Origin of the sequence: Herbaspirillum sp. LeCh32-8 (assembly GCF_017814915.1) — a bacterium.
Lineage (GTDB): Bacteria > Pseudomonadota > Gammaproteobacteria > Burkholderiales > Burkholderiaceae_D > Herbaspirillum.
Map to the genome: position 1 here is coordinate 97,301 of NZ_JAGIPZ010000001.1, position 21,823 is coordinate 119,123.

20 protein-coding genes are annotated in these 21,823 nt (G+C 64.0%); 17 read left to right on the plus strand and 3 right to left on the minus strand.

The features are described 5' to 3' along the window. Nucleotides 1-51 precede the first annotated feature (51 nt). From J8I26_RS00485 to J8I26_RS00520, 8 genes are all read left to right on the plus strand, one after another. Nucleotides 52-1,386, plus strand: coding sequence for an MFS transporter (locus tag J8I26_RS00485; protein ID WP_209603044.1), 1,335 nt, complete (start codon nucleotides 52-54; stop codon nucleotides 1,384-1,386). A gap of 30 nt (nucleotides 1,387-1,416) precedes the next feature. Beyond that, nucleotides 1,417-2,376: an amidohydrolase family protein gene (locus J8I26_RS00490; RefSeq protein ID WP_209603046.1), complete on the plus strand. Its 960-nt coding sequence runs from the start codon at nucleotides 1,417-1,419 to the stop codon at nucleotides 2,374-2,376. Between the two features lie 79 nt (nucleotides 2,377-2,455). Then, complete coding sequence (locus J8I26_RS00495; protein ID WP_209603048.1) at nucleotides 2,456-3,763, plus strand: MFS transporter; 1,308 nt, start codon at nucleotides 2,456-2,458, stop codon at nucleotides 3,761-3,763. Between the two features lie 546 nt (nucleotides 3,764-4,309). After that, on the plus strand, nucleotides 4,310-5,656 hold the full coding sequence (locus J8I26_RS00500; RefSeq protein ID WP_209603050.1) for an MFS transporter: 1,347 nt from the start codon (nucleotides 4,310-4,312) through the stop codon (nucleotides 5,654-5,656). 76 nt (nucleotides 5,657-5,732) lie between these two features. Next, nucleotides 5,733-7,313, plus strand: coding sequence for a galactarate dehydratase (gene garD / locus J8I26_RS00505; RefSeq protein ID WP_209603051.1), 1,581 nt, complete (start codon nucleotides 5,733-5,735; stop codon nucleotides 7,311-7,313). A gap of 176 nt (nucleotides 7,314-7,489) precedes the next feature. Continuing rightward, nucleotides 7,490-8,590: a beta-propeller fold lactonase family protein gene (locus J8I26_RS00510; RefSeq protein WP_209603054.1), complete on the plus strand. Its 1,101-nt coding sequence runs from the start codon at nucleotides 7,490-7,492 to the stop codon at nucleotides 8,588-8,590. Nucleotides 8,591-8,861: 271 nt separating this feature from the next. Next, complete coding sequence (locus J8I26_RS00515) at nucleotides 8,862-10,616, plus strand: methyl-accepting chemotaxis protein (protein WP_209603057.1); 1,755 nt, start codon at nucleotides 8,862-8,864, stop codon at nucleotides 10,614-10,616. A 141-nt stretch (nucleotides 10,617-10,757) separates the two neighbouring features. Further along, complete coding sequence (locus J8I26_RS00520; RefSeq protein WP_209603060.1) at nucleotides 10,758-11,168, plus strand: hypothetical protein; 411 nt, start codon at nucleotides 10,758-10,760, stop codon at nucleotides 11,166-11,168. Here the strand turns inward: J8I26_RS00520 and J8I26_RS00525 are convergent. The 3 genes from J8I26_RS00525 to J8I26_RS00535 form a co-directional block, all read right to left on the minus strand. Continuing rightward, entirely contained in the window at nucleotides 11,132-12,568 is a 1,437-nt protein-coding gene (locus J8I26_RS00525; protein ID WP_209603063.1) for an aldehyde dehydrogenase family protein, read from the minus strand. The two genes, J8I26_RS00520 and J8I26_RS00525, sit on opposite strands and share 37 nt — an antisense overlap. Before the next feature lie 109 nt (nucleotides 12,569-12,677). Next, complete coding sequence (gene kdgD, locus J8I26_RS00530) at nucleotides 12,678-13,598, minus strand: 5-dehydro-4-deoxyglucarate dehydratase (RefSeq protein ID WP_209603065.1); 921 nt, start codon at nucleotides 13,596-13,598, stop codon at nucleotides 12,678-12,680. A 221-nt stretch (nucleotides 13,599-13,819) separates the two neighbouring features. Then, a complete protein-coding gene (locus J8I26_RS00535) occupies nucleotides 13,820-14,581 on the minus strand; it encodes a FadR/GntR family transcriptional regulator (RefSeq protein ID WP_209603067.1) in 762 nt (253 codons plus the stop codon). Nucleotides 14,582-14,878: 297 nt separating this feature from the next. Here J8I26_RS00535 and iscR point away from each other — a divergent pair, with 297 nt between their 5' ends. From iscR to iscX, 9 genes are all read left to right on the plus strand, one after another. Continuing rightward, complete coding sequence (gene iscR, locus J8I26_RS00540) at nucleotides 14,879-15,373, plus strand: Fe-S cluster assembly transcriptional regulator IscR (RefSeq protein ID WP_209603070.1); 495 nt, start codon at nucleotides 14,879-14,881, stop codon at nucleotides 15,371-15,373. A 19-nt stretch (nucleotides 15,374-15,392) separates the two neighbouring features. After that, entirely contained in the window at nucleotides 15,393-16,646 is a 1,254-nt protein-coding gene (locus J8I26_RS00545) for an IscS subfamily cysteine desulfurase (RefSeq protein WP_209603072.1), read from the plus strand. An 80-nt stretch (nucleotides 16,647-16,726) separates the two neighbouring features. Beyond that, nucleotides 16,727-17,128, plus strand: a complete 402-nt coding sequence (gene iscU / locus J8I26_RS00550) for a Fe-S cluster assembly scaffold IscU (RefSeq protein WP_079215606.1) — start codon at nucleotides 16,727-16,729, stop codon at nucleotides 17,126-17,128. A 60-nt stretch (nucleotides 17,129-17,188) separates the two neighbouring features. Beyond that, nucleotides 17,189-17,512, plus strand: coding sequence for an iron-sulfur cluster assembly protein IscA (iscA, locus tag J8I26_RS00555; RefSeq protein ID WP_209603074.1), 324 nt, complete (start codon nucleotides 17,189-17,191; stop codon nucleotides 17,510-17,512). 215 nt (nucleotides 17,513-17,727) lie between these two features. After that, nucleotides 17,728-18,243, plus strand: coding sequence for a Fe-S protein assembly co-chaperone HscB (hscB, locus tag J8I26_RS00560; protein WP_209603076.1), 516 nt, complete (start codon nucleotides 17,728-17,730; stop codon nucleotides 18,241-18,243). Nucleotides 18,244-18,279: 36 nt separating this feature from the next. Further along, complete coding sequence (locus tag J8I26_RS00565) at nucleotides 18,280-18,903, plus strand: LysE family translocator (RefSeq protein WP_209603077.1); 624 nt, start codon at nucleotides 18,280-18,282, stop codon at nucleotides 18,901-18,903. A gap of 39 nt (nucleotides 18,904-18,942) precedes the next feature. Next, nucleotides 18,943-20,808, plus strand: a complete 1,866-nt coding sequence (hscA, locus tag J8I26_RS00570; protein WP_209603078.1) for a Fe-S protein assembly chaperone HscA — start codon at nucleotides 18,943-18,945, stop codon at nucleotides 20,806-20,808. 43 nt (nucleotides 20,809-20,851) lie between these two features. Continuing rightward, a complete protein-coding gene (gene fdx, locus J8I26_RS00575) occupies nucleotides 20,852-21,190 on the plus strand; it encodes an ISC system 2Fe-2S type ferredoxin (RefSeq protein WP_209603081.1) in 339 nt (112 codons plus the stop codon). Nucleotides 21,191-21,227: 37 nt separating this feature from the next. Next, on the plus strand, nucleotides 21,228-21,422 hold the full coding sequence (gene iscX / locus J8I26_RS00580) for a Fe-S cluster assembly protein IscX (RefSeq protein ID WP_209603083.1): 195 nt from the start codon (nucleotides 21,228-21,230) through the stop codon (nucleotides 21,420-21,422). The last annotated feature ends 401 nt before the right edge of the window (nucleotides 21,423-21,823 follow it).

A 21,823-nucleotide genomic window follows, 5' to 3' on the forward strand; every position in this document is an offset into this window, starting at 1 on the left:
GGCCGGCGGCGAGCACCGGCGAACATCATAAGAAGACAAACGGAGACAAGCATGAACCGATATGCCATGGAGGTCGGCGCCGACGCCCCGGCTGCCGATCACAGCGAAGTAGGGCGGCTCTATGCGCGCCTGACCTGGCGCTTCATTCCCTTCCTGATGCTGTGCTTCCTGGCGGCTTACCTGGACCGCATCAACGTCGGTTTCGCCAAGCTGCAGATGATGTCGGACCTGGCGCTGAGCGACGCCGTGTACGGTTTCGGCGCCGGCGTGTTCTTCCTCGGCTATTTCATCTTCGAGGTGCCCAGCAATCTGCTGATGGCGCGCTTCGGCGCGCGCCGCTGGATCAGCCGCATCATGATCTCGTGGGGCATCATCTCGTGCGGCATGGTGTTCGTGACGGATCCGATCAGCTTTTATGTGATGCGTTTCCTGCTCGGGCTGGCCGAGGCCGGCTTCCTGCCGGGCGTGATCCTGTACTTGACTTACTGGTTTCCCGCAGCGCGCCGCGGGCGCACCATGGGCTTCTTCTATACCGCGCTGGCGCTGGCCGGCGTGATCGGCGGTCCGCTGTCGGGCGCCATCATGCATTACATGGCCGACGTCGGCATGATGAAGGCGTGGCAGTGGCTGTTCGTGCTCGAGTCCTTGCCGTCCATCCTGCTGGGCGTGATCGCGCTGTTCTATCTGGATGACGGCATCGACCAGGCCAAGTGGCTGAGCGCGCGCGAGAAGGGATTACTGAAGGCCGAAATCGCCGCCGACGAGCGCGCCAAGAGCCATATCCCGATGGGCCGCCTGCTGCTGCATCCGCGCCTGTGGCAGTTCACCCTGATTTTCTTCGCGCTGAACCTGGCCAACTACGGGCTGAGTTTCTGGCTGCCGTCCATCATCCGCAACCTCGGCGTGGCCGATACGTTCTACATCGGCTTGATCACCACCTTGCCCAATATCTGCGCCATCGCGCTGATGCTGGTGCTGACCGCGAGCGCCGACCGCACCCGGAAGCGCAGGCTGCATATCGGCATCGCCTTCGTGCTGGGCGCACTCGGCCTGACGTTGTCGGTGCTGATGCAGGATACCGCCAGCCTCTCCATCGTCGGCCTGTGCCTGGCGACGGCCGGTATCCTCTCGGTGTATCCGCTGTTCTGGAGCCTGCCGACCTCGGTGCTGGGCGGCATGGCGGCGGTGGCGGGCATCGCCCTGATCAACTCGCTGGCCAACCTGGCGGGTTTCTTCGGCCCCTGGATCGTCGGCCTGATCAAGGACTGGACCGGCTCCACCAACTACGCCATGTTGTCGCTGGCCGGGGTGCTGGTGGCCGCGGCCATGCTGGTGTCGCTGGTGCCGGCGCCGCCGGCGACCGACTCTTCCGAGTCCGATGTCTGATTGAGCGCACTGAGCCGCGACGAAGGCAACATGCACACCCTCCATGACAAGCACACTAGCGCCGCCGGCCCCTGGGCTGCGGATGCCTTGCCCATCATCGATGCCCATCATCACCTGTGGGCGCTGGCGAGCGGGCACTATCCGTGGCTGCAGGACGAGTACATCGGCGACCAATTCTTCCTCGGCCCCTACCGGAGCTTCTGCGTCGACTTCCAGGCCCCGGATTATCTGCAGCGCAGCCGGCGTCATCCGCTGGTGGGGACCGTCCACATCGAGGCCGAACGCGACCGCGCCGAGGCGCTGGCCGAGACCGAGTGGCTGCACCAGGTGCATGCGCAGTACGGCTTTCCCAATGCAGTGGTGGCGTACGCCGACTTCGGCGCCGCCGACATCGACGATCAGTTGCGCAGGCAGGCCGCCTTTGCGCTGGTGCGCGGTATCCGCTGCAAGCCCACCACCGCGGCGCGGCCCGACGCCCCGCGACCGCAGGCCGGGAGCATGGGCGATCCGCGCTGGCTGGATGGCTTGCAGCAACTGGAGCGCTACGGCTTGTCATGGGATGTGCGTGTGCCGGTCTGGCATCTGGAAGAGGCGGCGGCGGTGGCGGGAGAGTTTCCCGGCATCGCCATCGTCGTCAACCATACCGGCCTGCCGTGGGATCGCAGCGCCGACGGCTTGGGCAAGTGGCGGCGTGGCCTGGAGCGGCTGGCCGCCCATCCCCACGTCTGTCTCAAACTGTCCGAGTTCGGCGTGCGCGACGCTGACTGGAACCCGTCCGAGGTCAGGCAGATCATCCGCCAGGCCATCGCGATTTTCGGCGCCTCGCGCTGCATGTTCGGCTCCAACTTTCCGGTCTCGTCGCTCAAGGTGGATTACGACCTGCTGGTCGCCACCTTCACCGAGGCGCTGTCGGACTTGCCGCGGGAACAGGCCGAAGCCGTGATGGCGGGCACCGCCGCACGCTTTTACCGGATCGAGCCGGCGTCCTGAGGCCCGGCTCATCCATAGCCGGCCCGGCACCGGCGCATATAACAACCCTATAACGACCATCCAAAGAGATGAGGAGACCATGAACGCCAAACTCAATCACGGGCAGCAGACCCACGTCCAGAAATACATGCTGGCGATCTTCTGCGCCATGTCTTTCATCCTGTATCTCGATCGCGTCAACCTGGCCGCGGCTGCCGGGCCGATCAAGGATGAACTCGGCCTGTCCAACACCACGCTGGGCGTGGCCTTTTCCGCGTTCGGCTATACCTATGCGGTGTTCCAGATCATCGGCGGCTGGTTCGCCGACAAGCTGGGCGCCAAGAAGACGCTGATCGTCTGCGGCTCCATCTGGGTGGTGGCCACCATCGCCACCGGTTTCGTCAGCGGGCTGGCGTCGCTGGTGCTGGCGCGGCTGCTGCTGGGCATCGGTGAGGGCGCGGCGCTGCCGGCCCAGGCGCGCGCCATCGCCAACTGGTTCACGCGCAAGGATCGCGGCTTCGTGCAAGGCATCACGCACTCGTTCTCGCGGCTGGGCAACGCCGTGGCGCCGCCGATCGTGGCGGTGCTGGTGGCGCTGCATTCGTGGCGCGCGGCCTTCATCATCGTCGGCGTGCTGACGGCGGTGTGGATCGTGGTCTGGGCGCTCTACTACAAGGACGACCCGCGCGAGCATCGCAGCATCAACGAGGCCGAGCTGGCCAAGCTGCCCGAGCATGCCAGGGCGGCTGCGGCCAGCGGCGACGCCACGCCGTGGAAGAAGATCCTGCGCCGCATGTCGCCGACCATCTTCGTCTACTTCTGCCAGGTGTGGACCAACACGCTGTTCTTCAGCTGGGTGCCGATCTTCTTCATGAATGCCTATCACCTGGATCTGAAAAAATCGGCGATCTTTGCCTCCGGCGTGTTCTTCGCCGGCGTGGTGGGCGACGTCACCGGGGGCCTGATCAGCGACCGCGTACTGAAGCGCACCGGCAACCTGCGCCTGGCGCGCCAGGGCGTGATCGCCGCCAGCCTGGTGGGCACCTTCGGTTTCCTGATCCCGGTGATGACCAGCAGCGACGTCAACGTCGTGGTGTGGTGCCTGTCCGGCGCATTTTTCATGCTGGAGCTGACCATCGGGCCGATCTGGGCCGTGCCCATGGACGTGGCGCCCAAGTTCGCGGGCACTGCCAGCGGCATGTTGAATACCGGCGCGGCGCTGGCCACCATCATCTCGCCGCTGGTGTTCGGCGCCGTCGTCGATCTGTCGGGCAACTGGAAGCTGCCGTTCGTCGGCTCAGGCGTGTTCCTGCTGATCGGGGCGTTGGCCACGCTGGCCATGCGTCCGGACCGCGACATTGATCACGCGGACAGCGGCGCGGTGAAAAAGGAATACGCGCACGGCTGATGGCGTTCGCATCGCGGTAACTGGTTGCGGCCCTTGCGGCCGCGCCGCTTGGTTGGGGAAGGGGCTTGCGCTCCTTCCCTTTTTTGTCCGCTTGATGGACAAACGGTATTCAGATGGCCATTGTTGTCATAGGTCATGTCATACAACTTGTCTCTGTCGGGCCGACAATGACCGGCATGCGATGGACCGGGCAAGCCGGGAAGCTCACCTGCCGGCGCGCTGTTCCCGCCTTATAAAGCGAGTCCGGTATGCTGCTCAAAGCACCGCCCCTATTGCCATAGCGGGCAGCGGGGCAGTTTGTCGAAAACGATCTTCCACCCCTATTGCCAAAGCGCTTACTCCTGTTATACTTTGTCTCATCGTTGTACGATGTCTTATAACAATTAATATTCAATCACTAAAAACAATACGCTAAGAGAGACGCCCGCCCCATCCTCGGTCTGTTCCCATGCGTTGCCCACCGGCGCCACCAGGCGGCGAGGGGAGAGCGCATGACGACGTGGAGCTCAGGTTTCTTGACGGCGAGTCGAGATCTGGAGAAAACAATTGGCAAATAGCAATACCACCGCGACGGCGGCCGGCGCAGTCAAGCCCAGCCACGTCCGCTATCTGATCCTGTTCATGCTGTTCGTGGTGACCACGGTGAACTACGCCGACCGCGCCACGCTCTCGATCGCCGGTTCGGCGATGAAGACCGAACTGAGCCTGGATCCGGTCACCATGGGTTATATCTTCTCGGCCTTCAGCTGGGCCTACGTGCTGGCGCAGTTGCCGGGCGGCTGGCTGCTGGACCGCTTCGGCTCCAAGAAGATCTACATGTGGAGTATCGGCCTGTGGTCCTTCTTCACCGTCCTGCAAGCCGGCGTGACCTGGATGAGCACCGCTGCGGCGGTGGTGACGCTGTTCCTGCTGCGCTTCATGGTGGGCCTGGCCGAAGCGCCGTCCTTCCCGGCCAACGGCCGCATCGTGGCGGCCTGGTTCCCGACCAAGGAGCGCGGCACTGCCTCGGCCATCTTCAACTCGGCGCAATACTTTGCCGCCGTGCTGTTCACGCCGCTGATGGCCTGGATCGTGCACGCCTACAGCTGGCACCATGTGTTCACCGTGATGGGCGTAGTCGGCATCGTGCTGGCCATGATCTGGGGCAAGATCATCTACAGCCCGAAGGATCATCCGATGATCAACAAGGCCGAGCTGACCCACATTGAAGAGGGCGGCGGCCTGGTCGACATGGACAACCGCAAGGCGGCGCCGGCGGCCTCGACCAAGGGCAAGGGCTATATCAAGCAACTGCTGTCCAACCGCATGCTGCTGGGCGTGTACATCGGCCAGTACTGCATCAACGTGATCACCTACTTCTTCCTGACCTGGTTCCCGGTGTACCTGGTGCAGGAGCGCGGCATGTCGATCCTGAAGGCCGGCTTCGTGGCCTCGATCCCGGCGGTGTGCGGTTTCATCGGCGGTGTGGTCGGCGGCATCATTTCGGACCGCCTGATCAAGCGTGGCGTGTCGGTGACCTGGGCGCGCAAGATCCCCATCGTCGGCGGCATGCTGTTGTCGATGACCATGATCCTGTGCAACTACGTCGACGCGCAGTGGATGGTGGTGGGCATCATGGCGCTGGCCTTCTTCGGCAAGGGCGTCGGCGCGCTGGGCTGGGCCGTGGTGGCCGACACCGCGCCCAAGCAGATCGTCGGTCTCTCGGGCGGCCTGTTCAACATGTTCGGCAACGTCGCCGGCATCACCACCCCGATCGTGATCGGCTACATCGTCAAGGAAACTGGTTCCTTCGCCGGCGCCCTGGTGTTCGTCGGCGTGAATGCGCTGATCACCGTGATCAGCTATCTTGTCATCGTCAAGGAAATCAAGCGCGTTGAACTGAAAGACGCCTGATCCGGCAGTATCGGCGGCCCTGCAAGCGGGCCGCCATTTTCGTTTTTGTGAAGCATTCAGTTGCATGGGAACCAGCATGAGCACCGACACCACCGCCAGCGCAGCCGCCAGCCAGGCATCCACTCCGCGCTACATCATGATGAACGACACGGACAACGTGGCCATCGTCGTCAACGACGGCGGCTTGCCGGCCGGCACCGTGTTCCCCGACGGCCTGACCCTGGTCGACCGTGTCCCGCAGGGCCACAAGATCGCGCTGCGCGACCTGAAGCAGGGCGACGCCATCGTGCGTTACGACGTGGCCATCGGCTACGCCGTGCGCGACATTCCCAAGGGCAGCTGGATCGAGGAGTCCCTGGTGCAGATGCCGCCGGCGCGCGAGCTGGACAACCTGCCCATCGCCACCAAAAAACCGGCGCCGCTGCCGCCGCTGGAAGGCTATACCTTCGAGGGTTACCGCAACGCCGACGGTTCGGTCGGCACGCGCAACCTGCTGGCCATCACCACCACCGTACAGTGCGTGGCCGGCGTGGTGGAGCACGCGGTCAAGCGCATCCGTGCCGAGCTGCTGCCGAAATATCCCAACGTGGAAGACGTGGTGGCGCTGGAGCACACCTACGGCTGCGGCGTGGCGATCGACGCGCCTAATGCCGGCATCCCGATCCGCACGCTGCGCAATATCAGCCTGAACCCGAACTTCGGCGGCCAGGCCATGGTGGTCAGCCTGGGCTGCGAAAAGCTGCAGCCCAACCGCCTGCTGCCGGAAAACATGATCCCCATCCACAAGGCCGGCGAGCCTTACGTGGTGTGCCTGCAGGATTCAGAGCACGTCGGCTTCAACTCCATGATCGACTCGATCCTGCAGATGGCCGAAGCGCGCTTGACCGAGCTCAACAAGCGTCGCCGCGAAACCTGCCCGGCCTCGGACCTGGTGGTCGGCGTGCAGTGCGGCGGCAGCGACGCCTTCTCGGGCGTGACCGCCAACCCGGCCGTGGGCTTTGCCACCGACCTGCTGGTGCGCGCCGGCGCCTCGGTGATGTTCTCGGAAGTGACCGAAGTGCGTGACGGCATCGACCAGCTGACCTCGCGCGCCGTCAACGAGGACGTGGCCCAGGCCATGATCCGCGAGATGGACTGGTACGACAATTACCTCAAGCAAGGCGGCGTCGACCGCAGCGCCAACACCACCCCGGGCAACAAAAAGGGCGGCCTGGCCAACATCGTCGAGAAGGCCATGGGCTCGATCGTCAAGTCGGGCAGCAGCCCGATCTCGGGCGTGCTGGCGCCGGGCGACAAGCTGCAGCAGAAGGGCCTGATCTACGCCGCCACGCCAGCCTCGGACTTCATCTGCGGCACGCTGCAGCTGGCTGCCGGCATGAACGTGCACATCTTCACCACCGGCCGCGGCACGCCCTACGGCCTGGCTGCGGTGCCGGTGATCAAGGTCGCCACCCGCAACGACCTGGCGCGACGCTGGCACGACCTGATGGACGTCAACGCCGGCCGTATCGCCAGCGGCGAAGCCACCATCGAAGACGTCGGCTGGGAGCTGTTCCAGCTGATGCTGGACGTGGCCAGCGGCAAGAAGCGCACCTGGGCCGAACAATGGAAGCTGCACAACGCGCTGACGCTGTTCAACCCGGCGCCGGTGACCTGATCATCCCTGAGGGATCCGCTTGCGGGTCCCTTTTTTCATCCTGCCTGATGCCGACAATGCGCCGTATGCACGGCCGCAGGGCAGGGTGTATCCGGTAACGAGAACGCGGCAAGCAACATCCATAAGATCCACACCATCAGCAGTACCTCAACAACAATCATCCGCAAGGAGACGCCATGAACCAGAAAACCACATCCATTCCCGCGCGCATCGCCACCCTGGCCGTCGCCTCGGCCCTGACGCTGGGCTCCGCCCAAGCGGGCGCCGTGACCATTGCCTACGTCTCCAACGCCGACAGCCAGGACATCTACGTGCTGCAGATCAACGCCGACGGCAGGGTCAACCTGGTCGACAAGGTCGACACCGGCAGCACCGTGATGCCGCTGGCAGTGAGCCCCGATCGCAAGTACCTGTACGCGTCGCTGCGCGGCCAGCCCTACTCGGTGGTGAGCTACGCCATCGACCAGCGCAGCGGCAAGCTGACGGCCTTGTCCAAGGCGCCGCTAGCCGACAACATGGCCAACATCGCCACCGACAAGACCGGCCGCTACCTGTTCGGCGCGTCCTACACCGGACACAAGATTTCGGTCAACGCCATCGGCGCCGACGGCGCCGTGCAGGCGCCGCCGCTGGCGGTCATCGCCACCGGCAAGAACGCGCACTCGGCCCAGGTGTCGCCGGACAACGCCTTCCTGTTCGCCTCCAACCTGGGCAGCGACGTGATCCTGCAGTTCCGCTTTGACGCCGCCACCGGCAAGGTAGCGCCCAACGCGCCGGCATCGGTGGCCACCAAGGCCGGCGCGGGGCCGCGTCACTTCGTGTTCTCCAACGATAGCCGCTTCGTCTACTCGACCAACGAGCTGGACGGCACCGTCAACACCTACGGCTATGACGCCAAGGCCGGCACGCTGAGCCTGCAGGCCACCGACAGCGCGCTGCCGGACGGTTTCAAGACCAGCGAGCAGCTGGCCACGGCCGATTTGCACCTGACCCCGGACGGCCGCTATCTCTACGCCAGCGAGCGCACTTCCAACACGCTCTCGGGCTACCGCGTCGATGCCGCCAGCGGCAAGCTCACGCGGGTGCTCAACATTCCTACCGAAACCCAGCCGCGCGGGTTCAACATCGATCCGCAGGGACGCTTCCTGCTGGCCGTGGGCCAGAAGGCGGGGCTGACCAGCTACGCCATCGACCGCGACAGCGGCGCGCTCAAGCCGCTGTTCCGCTACACCCTGGGTCGCAATCCCAACTGGGTGGAGATCATCGACTTGCCGTAATGGCAAGCTGCGTCGGGCATGTTGAGGGACATGCCCCGGCGCAATGTTTGCCGCGCAGATTCGCCTTGGCTTGATCCAACGCAGGGACGGCGCACGTCTCCTTGTTGCAAAATTGATATGGGGAGATTGCGTCCCCATGGGGCCTAACGGGGAAATAGGGCTGCTTTCGTCGATTTGCTGGCATCTTGGACGAGAGGTTTCTTGCTGTATCTTCTGCGGCAAAGTTTTGGGGTTTGTCTTTTGTTTTACAAAAATTGAGCGGAGAGAGGGAATGCGGAATCTGACGGTTCGCTTCAGCCTGATGAGCGCAGTGGCGCTGTTTTCATGCATGATCGTGGTCGGCGCTGGCGTCGGCATCTATGCCCTGGGACGGGCCAACCAGGCGACCGAATATGTGCACCAGCTGGGCCAGCGCGCGCTGGTGATCAACGACGCCTACAAGGACACCACGCGTACGCGTTCGGCGCAGACGCGTATCTACGCGACCCTGATGGAAAAGGGCGACCAGGCCGTGGCGGATGCGGCCGCCAAGAGCGCCCGGACGACCTATGATCGCGGCCTGAAGTACGCCGAGGACTTCGCCAAGTTGCCCGATCTGGCAGGCCAGGATGCGGCGGTCAGGACCGAGTTGATCGAGTCGGCCAAGGCCCTCAACGATCAGCTCAAGCAAGCTGAAACCTTGCTCGCCGCCGGCAACGTCACCGCCTATTCGGAACTCAACACCAAGCAGATCAGCCCGAGCGGCACGCGCTTCTCGGTCGCGCTGGAGAAGTACCAGAAGCGCGCCATGGAACTGAGCGACCAGGTCGCCGACGAGCGTGATCGCGAATACAGCATGGTGGTCTGGATGGTGGTGGCCGGCCTGATCGGCGCCATGATCCTGGTGCTGGCGGTGCTGATGCTGCTGCGTAGCATCGTGCTGGCGCCGCTGAACCGCGCGGTGAACTTGCTGGACCAGGTGGCCAATGGCGACCTGACCGCCAAGGTTGAAGTCGACAGCACCAACGAGATCGGCCGCCTGTTCGGCGCCATCCGCAGCATGCAGCAAAGCCTGCTCAACACCGTCTCGCGCGTGCACACCAGCTCCGAGAGCATCGACACCAGCGCCAAGGAAATCGCGGCCGGCAACATGGACCTGTCCTCGCGCACCGAGCAGCAGGCCAGCTCGCTGGAAGAGACTGCTGCGTCGATGGAGCAACTCACCGGCACCGTGCGCCAGAACGCCGAGAACGCCATGCAGGCCAACCAGCTGGCGCATTCGGCCTCGTCCACCGCCAGCAAGGGCGGCGAGGTGGTGTCGCAGGTGGTCGATACCATGCAGGCCATCAATGATTCTTCGCGCAAGATCGTCGACATCATCAGTGTGATCGACGGCATTGCGTTCCAGACCAACATCCTGGCGCTGAACGCCGCGGTGGAGGCGGCGCGCGCCGGCGAGCAGGGCCGCGGCTTTGCCGTGGTGGCCTCCGAAGTGCGTTCGCTGGCCCAGCGTTCGGCCGCCGCCGCCAAGGAAATCAAGTCGCTCATCGACGATTCGGTGGAGAAGGTCAGTACCGGAAGCCAGTTGGTGGAGCAGGCCGGCATGACCATGGCCGATGTGGTCGACAGCGTGCAGCGCGTGACCGACATCGTCGGCGAGATCGCCGAGGCCAGCCGCGAGCAAAGCACCGGCATCGAGCAGGTCAATCAGGCCATCACGCAAATGGATGAGGTGACCCAGCAGAACGCCGCCCTGGTCGAGCAGGCTGCGGCCGCCGCCCAGTCGCTGCAGGCGCAGGCCACCAACCTGGTGAGCGCGGTCAGCATCTTCAAGATCGATGCGCGCGCGGCGGCCGCCGCTGCTGCGCGTCCGGCGCCTACCGCCAAGCGGGCCGCACCGGTGGCAGCGCCCGCTCCCGTGGCGGCTGCTCCCAAGGAAGCCGCGCCGGCGCCGAAGAGCGCGCCCAAGCTGCCTGCGGCATCGGTCAAGCCGGCGGCGGGCAGCGCCCGCGCCAAGGACGATAGCCAGGATTGGGAAGAGTTTTGACTGGCTGGCCCGGTGGATTGTCCGGCTGCAAAATAAAAAACCTCCGTCGCAAGACGGAGGTTTTTTTTCGTGCCGGCATTCTTTTCGATGATGCGCTGAACGACGCTGGGTTCCTGCTTTCGCAGGAACGACACGGAGGAGGTGAATGTCACCTTCACCCGTTTTCGCAGGAACGACGCGGAGGAGGTGAACTTCGCCTTCATCCGTTTTCGCAGGAACGACGCGGAGGAGGTGAACTTCACCTTCATCCGTTTTCGCAGGAACGACACGGAGGAGGTGAACTTCACCTTCATCCGTTTTCGCAGGAACGACACGGAGGAGGTGAACTTCGCCTTCATCCGTTTTCGCAGGAACGACACGAAGGAGGTAAATGCCACCTTCATCCGTTTGAACCAGATACCACGTCGTCCCTGCGAAAGCAGGGACCCAGCGACTTTCGCTGCGATACTGCGGCCAGTGGACGACACCGCACCCCTGCGCAAGCAGGGGCCCGGTGACGCTCGCTATGGATTGCCTCAGGCTTGCGTGTACGAAGTCTTCACCGTGGTGTAGAACTCCGCCGCATACGTGCCTTGCTCACGCGCGCCGTAGCTGGAACCCTTGCGGCCGCCGAAGGGCACGTGATAGTCCACGCCCGCGGTGGCGGTGTTGACCATCACCATGCCGGCCTGCGCGTGGCGCTTGAAGTGGGTGGCGTACTTCAGAGAGGTGGTGCAGATGCCGGAGGACAGGCCGAACTCGGTGTCGTTGGCCAGCTGCAGCGCATGCTCGTAGTTGTCGGCGGGGATCACGGCGGCCACCGGGCCGAAGATTTCCTCGCGCGAGATGCGCATGTCGTTGTGGGCATCGGCGAACAGGGCCGGGGCCATGTAGAAGCCGTCGGTGTCGCGCGCCACGCGCTCGCCGCCGGACACCAGCTTGGCGCCTTCGTCGCGGCCGATGGCGACATAGGACATGTCCTGGTCCAGCTGCGACTGGTCGACCACGGGGCCGATCTGACTTTCCTTTTGCAGCGCGTGGCCGACCTTGACCTTGGCCAACTGTTCGCGTGCCGCTTCGATGAAGCGCGGGTAGATGCCCTTTTCGACGATCAGGCGGCTGGAGGCGGTGCAGCGCTGGCCGGTGGAGAAGAAGGCGCCTTGCACGGCGGCGGTCACGGCCACATCCAGGTCGGCGTCGTTCAAGACCACCATCGGGTTTTTGCCGCCCATTTCCAGCTGGAACTTGGCCATGCGCGCAATCGCGCCTTGCGCCACGCGCTGGCCGGTGGCGACCGAGCCGGTGAAGGAGATGCCGGCCACGCGGCGGTCATCGATGAAGCGCTGGCCGACCACCGAGCCGCGGCCCATCACCAGGTTGAACACGCCGGCCGGAATGCCGGAACGGCTGATGATTTCGGCGATGGCCCAGCCCGAACCCGGCACCAGTTCGGCCGGCTTGAACACCACGGTGTTGCCGTAGGCCAGCGCCGGCGCGATCTTCCAGGCGGGGATGGCGAGCGGGAAATTCCACGGCGCGATGATGCCGATCACGCCCAGCGGCTCGCGGGTGATTTCCACGTCCATGCCGGGGCGCACCGAGGCCAGCTTGTCGCCGCGCATGCGCAGCACTTCGGCGGCGAAGAACTTGAAGATGTTGCCGGCGCGGGTGGCCTCGCCGATGCCTTCGGGCAGGGTCTTGCCTTCTTCGCGCGAGAGCAGGGTGCCCAGCTCTTCGCGGCGCGCCAGGATCTCGGTGCCGATCTTGTCCAGCGCGTCCGAGCGCGCCTGGATGTTGCCCACGCTCCAGGCCGGGAAGGCTGCATGGGCGGCGGCGATTGCGATCTCGGTCTGGGCCGCGTCGGCCTGGGCGTACTCGCCGATCACGTCCGACAGGTCGGAGGGATTGACGTTCTTGTTGACGCTGGGGCCTTGCAGCCATTCGCCGTTGATCAGGTTGGCAAACTGGGACATTCGGTTCTCCTTGGGTTGTTATGGGGGCGCGCATGCTGGCGAAGCCGCACGTGCTGAAACAAAAAAGGGGCCGCAGTTTCCTGTGGCCCCTCGAGGGATAGCTGGAAGCTTATTGCGGACCCAGCTTCTTGATCAGTGCGGCCAGTTCTTCGTGCTCGGCCGGGGTGCAGTCGGTCAGCGGAGTGCGCACCGGACCTGCATCATGACCCACGATCTTGGCGCCGGCCTTGACGATGGACACCGCGTAGCCGGCCTTGCGGTTACGGATTTCCAGGTAGGGCAGGAAGAAGTCATCGATCAGGCGGCCGACGGTGGCGTGGTCGTCCTTGGCGATCGCTTCGTAGAACTGCACGGCGGTCTTGGGGATGAAGTTGAACACGGCCGAGGAGTACACCGGCACGCCCAGCGCCTTGTAGGCTGCAGCGTAGACTTCCGCGGTCGGCAGGCCGCCCAGGTAGGTGAAGCGGTCGCCCAGCTTGCGGCGGATGTGGACCATCGGTTCGATCTCGCCGATGCCGTCCTTGAAGCCGATCAGGTTGGGGCAACGGTCGGCCAGCTTTTGCAGGGTCTCGGCGTTGAGCTTGCACACTGCGCGGTTGTAGATGATGACGCCGAAGTTGACCGATTTGCAGACCGCTTCAACGTGGGCGGCGATGCCGTCCTGGCTGGCTTCGGTCAGGTAGTGCGGCATCAGCAGGATGCCGTGCGCGCCCAGGCGCTCGGCTTCCTGTGCGTAAGCGATGGCGGCGCGGGTGGAGCCGCCAGCGCCGGCGATGATGGGGACCTTGCCGCGGCAGGTATCGACGGCGGTGCGGATGATGTCGGAGTACTCGCCCGGGACCAGCGAGAAGAACTCACCGGTGCCGCCGGCGGCGAACAGGGCGCTGGCGCCGTACGGTGCCAGCCATTCCAGGCGCTCGATGTAGGTCTTCGGGCGGAAGTCGCCTTGTTCATCGAAGTCGGTCAGCGGGAACGACAGCAGGCCGGAAGAGAGGATCGTTTTGAGGTCTTGGGGTGTGTACTTGGACATGGTTTCGCTCAACGCCGTTAAGAATTGGATATTGGAATAGATGGATCTGTGTTTTTTGTTTTGTGTACATATCCTAATAGGATATCAGTCATCGTACAACATGAATTTGCAGAAATCCAGCAGTTTTTGTGCGGGCGATGACGGGAGCGGGGTGCTGTGGGATTTTTGCCGCCGGACGAACAGGCGCGCTGTTCGTCCGGGGAGGGGAGGCAGGCGTGGGGTCAGGCGGCGGCGCCGGACTCCGCTTCCTGCTGCGCGCGGCGCAGGCGCTCGCGGCTGTTGGTGAGGTGGTTGCGCATGGCGGCGCGCGCGGCCTCGGTGTCGCTGCGAGCGATGGCTTCGTAGATGTCTTCGTGTTCGCGCTGCACGCGGTCCAGGTAGACCGCCTGCTGGTCGTGCGCCAGTTCGGCGGTGTTGAGGCGCTTGCGCGGGATCACGCCCATGCCGAGGTGGCTGATGATCTCGATGAAGTAGCGGTTGCCGGTGGCGTTGGCGATGGCGAAGTGGAAGCGGAAGTCCGGGCCCACGGTATCGCCGCCGGCCAGCTGGTTCTCGCGGAAGGCGTCCAGCGCCTCGCGAATCTCGCGCAGTTGCTCGTCGGTGCGGCGCGCGGCGGCCAGGCCTGCGGTCTCGGTTTCCAGGCTGATGCGCAGCTCCAGCAGCGCCAGCAGGTCGCGCATGGTGGTGATGGTGGCCGGGTCGATGTTGATGTTGGAACCCTTCTTGACCTCCAGCACGAAGGTGCCGATGCCGTGACGGGTCTCCACCAGGCCGGCGGCCTGCAGGCGCGAGATGGCTTCGCGCACCACGGTGCGGGAAACGCCCTGGTTCTGCATGATCTCGGACTCGGTGGGCAGCTTGTCTCCGGGCTGCAGGCTGCCGCTGTTGATCATCTCGGTCAGCGCGGCCACCACTTCCTGCGACAGGCTTTGGGTCTTGCGGCGCGGGCGCAGCAGCGGGTTGGGGGTGTCGCTTACATCCATGTCGTTGTAATTGAAATGCGGATACGGGCCGGATTGTCGTTTTTAGGAAGGCCCGCAGCCGTTAGATGAAAAAAGTGTTGGGACATCTTACCAGATCGATAAGGGGCAATCGAACGGAAATGCCCGCCGGAAGCAGGAAAATGGCGCGAATTCGAACCGGCGCCCGGGATGGGCGTCTTGATTTCGGCGATTCGCTCCAATTTGTTACCTGACAGATTTACTCGGGTTTGATATACTTGACTCAAATATTCGGGAATTCAGGGAATCACAGATCCACTGTTTCTGGAGCAGGAATCCATGCGTCTCACCACCAAAGGCCGTTTTGCCGTGACAGCGATGATCGACTTGGCTTTGCGCCAAGGCAACGGTCCCGTCACGCTGTCCGCGATCAGCGAGCGCCAGGAAATTTCTTTATCATATCTGGAGCAGTTGTTCGGCAAACTGCGGCGCCACCAGATCGTCGAGTCCGTGCGCGGACCCGGCGGCGGCTACAACCTGGCCCGCAAGGCGGCTGATGTGTCGGTGGCCGACATCATCATCGCCGTGGATGAACCCCTCGATGCGACCCAGTGCGGCGGCAAGGAAAATTGCCACAGCGCGTCCCACCCTGGTGGCACACGCTGCATGACGCACGACCTGTGGTCGACCCTGAACGAAAAAATGGTCGAGTACCTAGATTCGGTCTCATTGCAGGACCTGGTCGACCAGCAGAAGGAACACAAGACGGCGGAACATCGTCCCGCCGACAAGCAGAGCGTGGTGGTAATGCACCGCCCGCAAGCCGCAGCCTGATTTGGAGCAAGAACAGATTATGAACGCACCTCTCGAAAAAAGCCTGCTGGAGACCATCAAGGCTCCGCACTTCCCGATCTACATGGACTACTCGGCGACCACCCCGGTCGATCCGCGCGTGGCCGACAAGATGATTCCCTACCTGCGTGAGCAGTTCGGCAATCCGGCGTCGCGCAGTCACATGTACGGTTGGTCGGCGGAGAAGGCGGTCGAAGAGGCGCGCGAGGAAGTCGCCAAGCTGGTCAACGCCGATTCGCGCGAGATCATCTGGACCTCCGGCGCCACCGAGAGCAACAACCTCGCCATCAAGGGGGCGGCGCAGTTCTACAAAACCAAAGGCAAACACATCATCACGGTCAAGACCGAGCACAAGGCTGTGCTGGACACCTTCCGTGAGCTGGAGCGCATCGGTTTCGAAGCGACCTACCTGCAACCGCAGGACAACGGCCTGGTGACCGTCGAGCAGATCGCCGAAGCGGTGCGCCCGGACACCATCCTGGTGTCGGTCATGCTGGTCAACAATGAAATCGGTGTGATCCAGCCGGTTCCGGAAATCGGCGAGTTCTGCCGCTCCAAGGGCATCATCTTCCACAGCGACGCCGCCCAGGCGACCGGCAAGGTCAAGATCGACCTGGAAAACTGGAAGGTCGACCTGATGAGCTTCTCGGCCCACAAGTCCTACGGTCCCAAGGGCATCGGCGCGCTGTATGTGCGTCGCAAGCCGCGCGTGCGCATCGAAGCGCAGATGCACGGCGGCGGTCACGAGCGCGGTCTGCGCTCGGGCACTTTGGCCACGCACCAGATCGTCGGTATGGGCGAAGCCTTCCGCCTGGCCCGTGAAGAGATGGACAGCGAGCTCAGCCACATCCGCGCCATGCGCGACCGCCTGGCCAAGGGTCTGCAGGAAATCGAAGAAACCTATATCAACGGCGACATGGAGCACCGTGTGCCGCACAACCTGAACGTGAGCTTCAACTACGTCGAAGGCGAGTCGCTGATCATGGCGATCAAGGACATCGCCGTGTCGTCCGGCTCGGCCTGCACCTCGGCCAGCCTGGAGCCGTCCTACGTGCTGCGCGCCCTGGGCCGCAGCGACGAACTGGCGCACAGCTCCATCCGTTTCACCATCGGTCGCTTCACCACCGAGGAAGATATCGATTTCACCGTCAACCTGATCAAGAGCAAGGTCGGCAAGCTGCGTGAACTGTCCCCGCTGTGGGACATGTACAAGGACGGCGTCGACCTCTCCACGATCCAGTGGGCGGCACACTAAACCAGAACTCTGCCAGCCGCCGCTAGCAAGCATCAGGAACAGAAGCTGGTTGCGGTGAAACATCTTCAAGGAGCAAGAACATGTCTTATTCGGAAAAAGTACTCGACCACTACGAGAACCCGCGCAACGTCGGCGCCTTTGAAAAGGGCGACGAGACCGTCGGCACCGGCATGGTCGGCGCGCCGGCCTGCGGCGACGTGATGAAGCTGCAGATCAAGGTCGGCGCCGACGGCGTGATCCAGGACGCCAAGTTCAAGACCTACGGCTGCGGTTCGGCCATTGCCTCCTCGTCGCTGGTGACGGAATGGGTCAAGGGCAAGACGCTGGACGAAGCGCTGTCCATCAAGAACACCCAGATCGCCGAAGAACTGGCGCTGCCGCCGGTGAAGATCCACTGCTCGATCCTGGCCGAAGACGCCATCAAGGCCGCGGTGCAGGACTACAAGGCCAAGCACGGCGCAGAGCAGAAGGCAGCTGCCTGATTTCGAGTCAGGTATAGGCATCAGGCGCAAGCCGTTTTTGACAGCAGCAAGGCAGGCATCATGGCAATCACATTGACAGAGAAGGCAGCAAAACACATCAGCCGGTACATGGAGCGCCGCGGCAAGGGCATCGGCCTGCGCCTGGGCGTGCGCACCACCGGTTGCTCGGGCCTGGCGTACAAGCTCGAGTATGTGGATGAGCAGATCGCCGAAGACACCGTCTTCGAGTCGCACGGCGTGCGCGTCTTTGTCGATCCCAAGAGCTTGCCTTACATCGACGGCACCGAGCTGGATTTTGCGCGCGAAGGCCTGAACGAAGGCTTCAAGTTCCAGAACCCGAACGTCAAGGACGAGTGCGGCTGCGGCGAAAGCTTCCGCATCTGATCCATCGCATCTTGTCCGTGTTCCCGCCGTGCGGCATGTGTGTCGCCGGCGGCAGTGCTTAGCCGAATCCTGTGACAGCCCTGCGATCGCCGCGTTGCCCTCCCGATGAGGGGCCGCCCAAGCGGGGCGGCAGGCGGCGCAAGTGAGTGTCTCCCATTCGCAGTCGTTGATGAGCCAAGCCTGTTGATGTCCGACAGGCTTTTTATTTTTCAGCCATGCAAAACCATTTCGACCTGTTCCAGCTGCCGCAACGCTTCGCCGTCGACACCAAGGCGCTGGAGCAGGCCTACCACCGCGTGCAGGCGCAGGCGCATCCGGACAAGTTTGCCCACGCCAGCGACGCTGAAAAGCGTGTGGCGATGCAATGGGCCACGCGCGCCAACGAGGCTTACCAGACGCTGAAGAGCCCGTTGCGCCGCGCGCGCTATCTGTGCGAGCTCAACGGCGTGGATCTGCAGACCGAGTCGAACACGGCGATGGCACCGGCGTTCCTGATGCAGCAGATGGAATGGCGCGAGACGCTGGACGACGCCAAGGCCGGGCGTGACCTGGATGCGCTGGAGCAGCTCAACGCCGAACTGCTGGCCGGGAAAAAGGCCGAGGTCGCGCGCATCGAGGTGGCGCTGGACGGCGGCGATTACACCCAGGCCGGCCAGTTGGTGCGCCAGCTGATGTTCCTCGACAAATTCGGCGCCGAGATCGGCGACGCCTTCACCCTGATCGAAGGCTGACCCCAACCCCGGTACAACCCAAGGACGCGCGACGACATGCCCGATATCTTCCTGTTCCTGCTGGCCGCCATGACGCTCACGCTTGCGCCGGGGCCCGACAATATCTACGTGCTCACGCGCGGCATCGCCCAGGGCAAGAAGGCCGGACTGGTGGCAGCCGCCGGTTTTTCCTCCGGGCTGATCTTCCATACGCTGCTGGCGGTGCTGGGCTTCGCCGCGCTGATCAAGGCCTATCCTCCCGCTTACCACGCGCTGCAATACGCTGGCGCGGCTTACCTGGCCTACCTCGGCTACCGCACGCTGCGCTCGGCCTCGGCCGGCATCGCACTGGCCGCCGATGAAGGCAATCCCGGCGTGCCCTTGCAGCGCATCTACTGGCAAAGCGTGCTGGCCAATATGCTCAACCCCAAGGTGACGCTGTTCTTCATCGCCTTCCTGCCGCAGTTCGTGCATCCCGATGCCGGCCACGTGCCGCTGCAGATGCTGATCCTGGCGCTGGTGTTCATCCTGCAGGCGTTCGCCATCTTCAGCGCGATCGCCTTGTTTTCCGGCGCCGTCGGCGCGTACTTCCGCCGCCGCGCTTCCGCCTCCGTCCATTTGAACCGCCTCGCAGGCTGCGCCTTCATCGGCCTCGGCATCCGGATGGCGCTTCCCGAATAATGCGCGAGCGATCGCACGAATAACGACGACAGACTCACTATGGCCTTACTCCAGATCTCCGAACCCGGCATGTCCACCGCGCCGCACCAGCGCCGCCTGGCGGTGGGCATCGACCTTGGCACCACCAACTCGCTGGTGGCCACCGTGCGCAACAGCATTCCCGAAGTGCTGGCCGACGACGACGGCCGCGTGCTGCTGCCCTCGGTGGTGCGCTACCTGCCCAACGGCCATGCCAACATCGGCTACAAGGCCCAGGCCGCGCAGACCACCGATCCGCGCAACACCATCGTCTCGGTCAAGCGCTTCATGGGCCGCAGCCTGAAGGACATCGCGCATGCCGAAAACATGCCGTACGACTTCCAGGACCAGCCCGGCATGGTGCAGATCAAGACCGTGGCCGGCGTGAAGAGCCCGGTGGAAGTCTCGGCCCAGATCCTGGCCACGCTGCGCCAGACCGCTGAAGACGCGCTGGGCGACGACCTGGTGGGCGCGGTGATCACCGTGCCGGCCTATTTTGACGATGCCCAGCGCCAGGCCACCAAGGACGCCGCGCAGCTGGCCGGCCTGAACGTGCTGCGCCTGTTGAACGAGCCGACTGCCGCCGCCATCGCCTACGGCCTGGACAACGAATCCGAAGGCGTTTTCGCCGTCTACGACTTGGGCGGCGGCACCTTCGATATTTCCATCCTCAAGCTGACCCGCGGCGTGTTCGAAGTGCTGGCCACCGGCGGCGATTCCGCGCTGGGCGGCGACGATTTCGACCATCGCCTGTTCTGCTGGATCAGCCAGGAGTCGCAGCTGCAGCCGCTGTCGGACGAAGACACGCGTCTGCTGATGGTGAAGGCGCGCGAGGTCAAGGAACTGCTGTCGACCAAGGACGAAGTGCACATCGACGCTTCCCTGAAGTCAGGCGAGGAAGTGCATCTGACGATCACCGCCGCCCAGTTCAACGAGATTACCCAGCACCTGGTGGCCAAGACCATTACCCCCATGCGCCGCGCCCTGCGCGACGCTGCACTGAGCGTGGAAGACGTCGACGGCGTGGTGCTGGTCGGCGGCGCCACCCGCATGCCGCACATCCGTCGCGCGGTGGGCGAGTTCTTCAAGACCAATCCGCTGTCCAACATCGATCCCGACAAGGTGGTGGCTTTGGGCGCCGCGGTGCAGGCCAACCTGCTGGCCGGCAATCGTGCGCCGGGCGACGACTGGCTGCTGCTGGACGTGATTCCGCTGTCGCTGGGCATCGAAACCATGGGCGGCCTGGCCGAGAAGGTCATCCCGCGCAACTCCACCATCCCGTGCGCGCGCGCCCAGGAGTTCACCACCTTCAAGGATGGCCAGACCGCGATGGCGGTCCATGTGGTGCAGGGCGAGCGCGAGCTGGTCGCCGACTGCCGTTCGCTGGCGCGCTTTGAGCTACGAGGCATCCCGCCGATGGCCGCCGGCGCCGCGCGTATCCGCGTGACTTATCAGGTCGATGCCGACGGCCTGCTGGCCGTCTCGGCGCGCGAGATGACCTCCGGCGTGGAGGCCTCGATCAGCGTCAAGCCGTCCTACGGTTTGGGCGACGACGAGATCGCACGCATGCTGCAGGAGTCCTTCACCTCGGCCGACGAAGACATGCAACGCCGCGCCCTGCGCGAAGAGCAGGTCGAAGCAGAGCGCATCGTGCTGGCCACCCGCTCGGCACTCAATGCCGACGCCGCGCTGCTCTCGGCCGACGAGCACGCCGCCATCGAAGCGCAATTGATCGCGGTGGAAGCCGCCGCCAAGGGTGACGACCACCACGCCATCAAGGCCGCAGTCGACGCGCTGGCGCACGGCACTGAAGAGTTCGCCGCACGCCGCATGGACCGCAGCGTGCATGCCGCGCTGGCCGGCAAGAAGCTCGACGAAGTGTCCTAATCCGCCGCATCCAACGAATCAACAGAATCACCGAAAGCAACCTATGCCTCAGATCGTCATTCTCCCCCATCCGGTACTGTGCCCGCAGGGCACCGTGATCGACGCGCCCGCCGGCAAGACCCTGTGCGACGCCATGCTCGACAGCGACGTCGACATCGAGCACGCCTGCGAAAAATCCTGTGCCTGCACCACCTGCCACGTGGTGATCCGCGAAGGCTTCAATACGCTCAACGAACCGACCGACAAGGAAGAGGACCTGCTGGACATGGCCTGGGGCCTGGAAGCGACCTCGCGCCTGTCGTGCCAGGTGGTGCTGGGCGAAGACGACCTGACCGTCGAAATCCCGAAGTACACGATCAACCACGCTTCCGAAAACCACTGACCCCGCGCGGACGCCGCGGGATAGCGAGGAGACGACCATGAAATGGACCGACACCCAGCAGATCGCCGAGGAACTGTACGACAAGTTTCCCAACATCGATCCCACGACCATCCGCTTCACCGACCTGCATCGTTGGGTGCTGGAGTTGGACGGTTTCGATGATGACCCGAACCGCTCGGGCGAACGCATCCTGGAAGCGATCCAGGCCGCGTGGATCGTCGAGGCTGAGTGAGTCTGATGCCAATAAAAAAGCCGTTCTGTGCAAGCAGAACGGCTTTTTTGTTTCTGGCGTGGCAGGTCGGGACGACACAGAAGAGGGCAACTCGAACCCTCGGTTATCTGAGGCTTCCCTGACTTGTCGTCCCGCCGCAGGCCGGGACCCAGCGTCGTTCGTTGCGTTCCACCAGTGGCAGTTGTCTGCGGCAAACGCCACTGGGTCCTGACCTCCGTCAGGACGACACGGAGGAGGTAACTGGACCCCTCGGTTATCTGAGCCATCCCTGACTTGTCGTCCCGGCGAAAGCCGGGACCCAGTGTCGTTCGTTGCGTTTCACCGGTGGCAGTTGTCTGCGGCAAACGCCACTGGGTCCTGACCTCCGTCAGGACGACACGGAGGAGGTAACTGGACCCCTC

Coding starts and splice junctions, on each gene's coding strand:
- J8I26_RS00485 (WP_209603044.1), top strand. CDS start 52: ATGAACCGATATGCCATGGAGGTCGGCGCCGACGCCCCGGCTGCCGAT.
- J8I26_RS00490 (WP_209603046.1), top strand. CDS start 1,417: ATGCACACCCTCCATGACAAGCACACTAGCGCCGCCGGCCCCTGGGCT.
- J8I26_RS00495 (WP_209603048.1), top strand. CDS start 2,456: ATGAACGCCAAACTCAATCACGGGCAGCAGACCCACGTCCAGAAATAC.
- garD (WP_209603051.1), top strand. CDS start 5,733: ATGAGCACCGACACCACCGCCAGCGCAGCCGCCAGCCAGGCATCCACT.
- J8I26_RS00510 (WP_209603054.1), top strand. CDS start 7,490: ATGAACCAGAAAACCACATCCATTCCCGCGCGCATCGCCACCCTGGCC.
- J8I26_RS00515 (WP_209603057.1), top strand. CDS start 8,862: ATGCGGAATCTGACGGTTCGCTTCAGCCTGATGAGCGCAGTGGCGCTG.
- J8I26_RS00525 (WP_209603063.1), bottom strand. CDS start 12,568: ATGTCCCAGTTTGCCAACCTGATCAACGGCGAATGGCTGCAAGGCCCC.
- kdgD (WP_209603065.1), bottom strand. CDS start 13,598: ATGTCCAAGTACACACCCCAAGACCTCAAAACGATCCTCTCTTCCGGC.
- J8I26_RS00535 (WP_209603067.1), bottom strand. CDS start 14,581: ATGGATGTAAGCGACACCCCCAACCCGCTGCTGCGCCCGCGCCGCAAG.
- iscR (WP_209603070.1), top strand. CDS start 14,879: ATGCGTCTCACCACCAAAGGCCGTTTTGCCGTGACAGCGATGATCGAC.
- J8I26_RS00545 (WP_209603072.1), top strand. CDS start 15,393: ATGAACGCACCTCTCGAAAAAAGCCTGCTGGAGACCATCAAGGCTCCG.
- iscU (WP_079215606.1), top strand. CDS start 16,727: ATGTCTTATTCGGAAAAAGTACTCGACCACTACGAGAACCCGCGCAAC.
- iscA (WP_209603074.1), top strand. CDS start 17,189: ATGGCAATCACATTGACAGAGAAGGCAGCAAAACACATCAGCCGGTAC.
- hscB (WP_209603076.1), top strand. CDS start 17,728: ATGCAAAACCATTTCGACCTGTTCCAGCTGCCGCAACGCTTCGCCGTC.
- J8I26_RS00565 (WP_209603077.1), top strand. CDS start 18,280: ATGCCCGATATCTTCCTGTTCCTGCTGGCCGCCATGACGCTCACGCTT.
- hscA (WP_209603078.1), top strand. CDS start 18,943: ATGGCCTTACTCCAGATCTCCGAACCCGGCATGTCCACCGCGCCGCAC.
- fdx (WP_209603081.1), top strand. CDS start 20,852: ATGCCTCAGATCGTCATTCTCCCCCATCCGGTACTGTGCCCGCAGGGC.
- iscX (WP_209603083.1), top strand. CDS start 21,228: ATGAAATGGACCGACACCCAGCAGATCGCCGAGGAACTGTACGACAAG.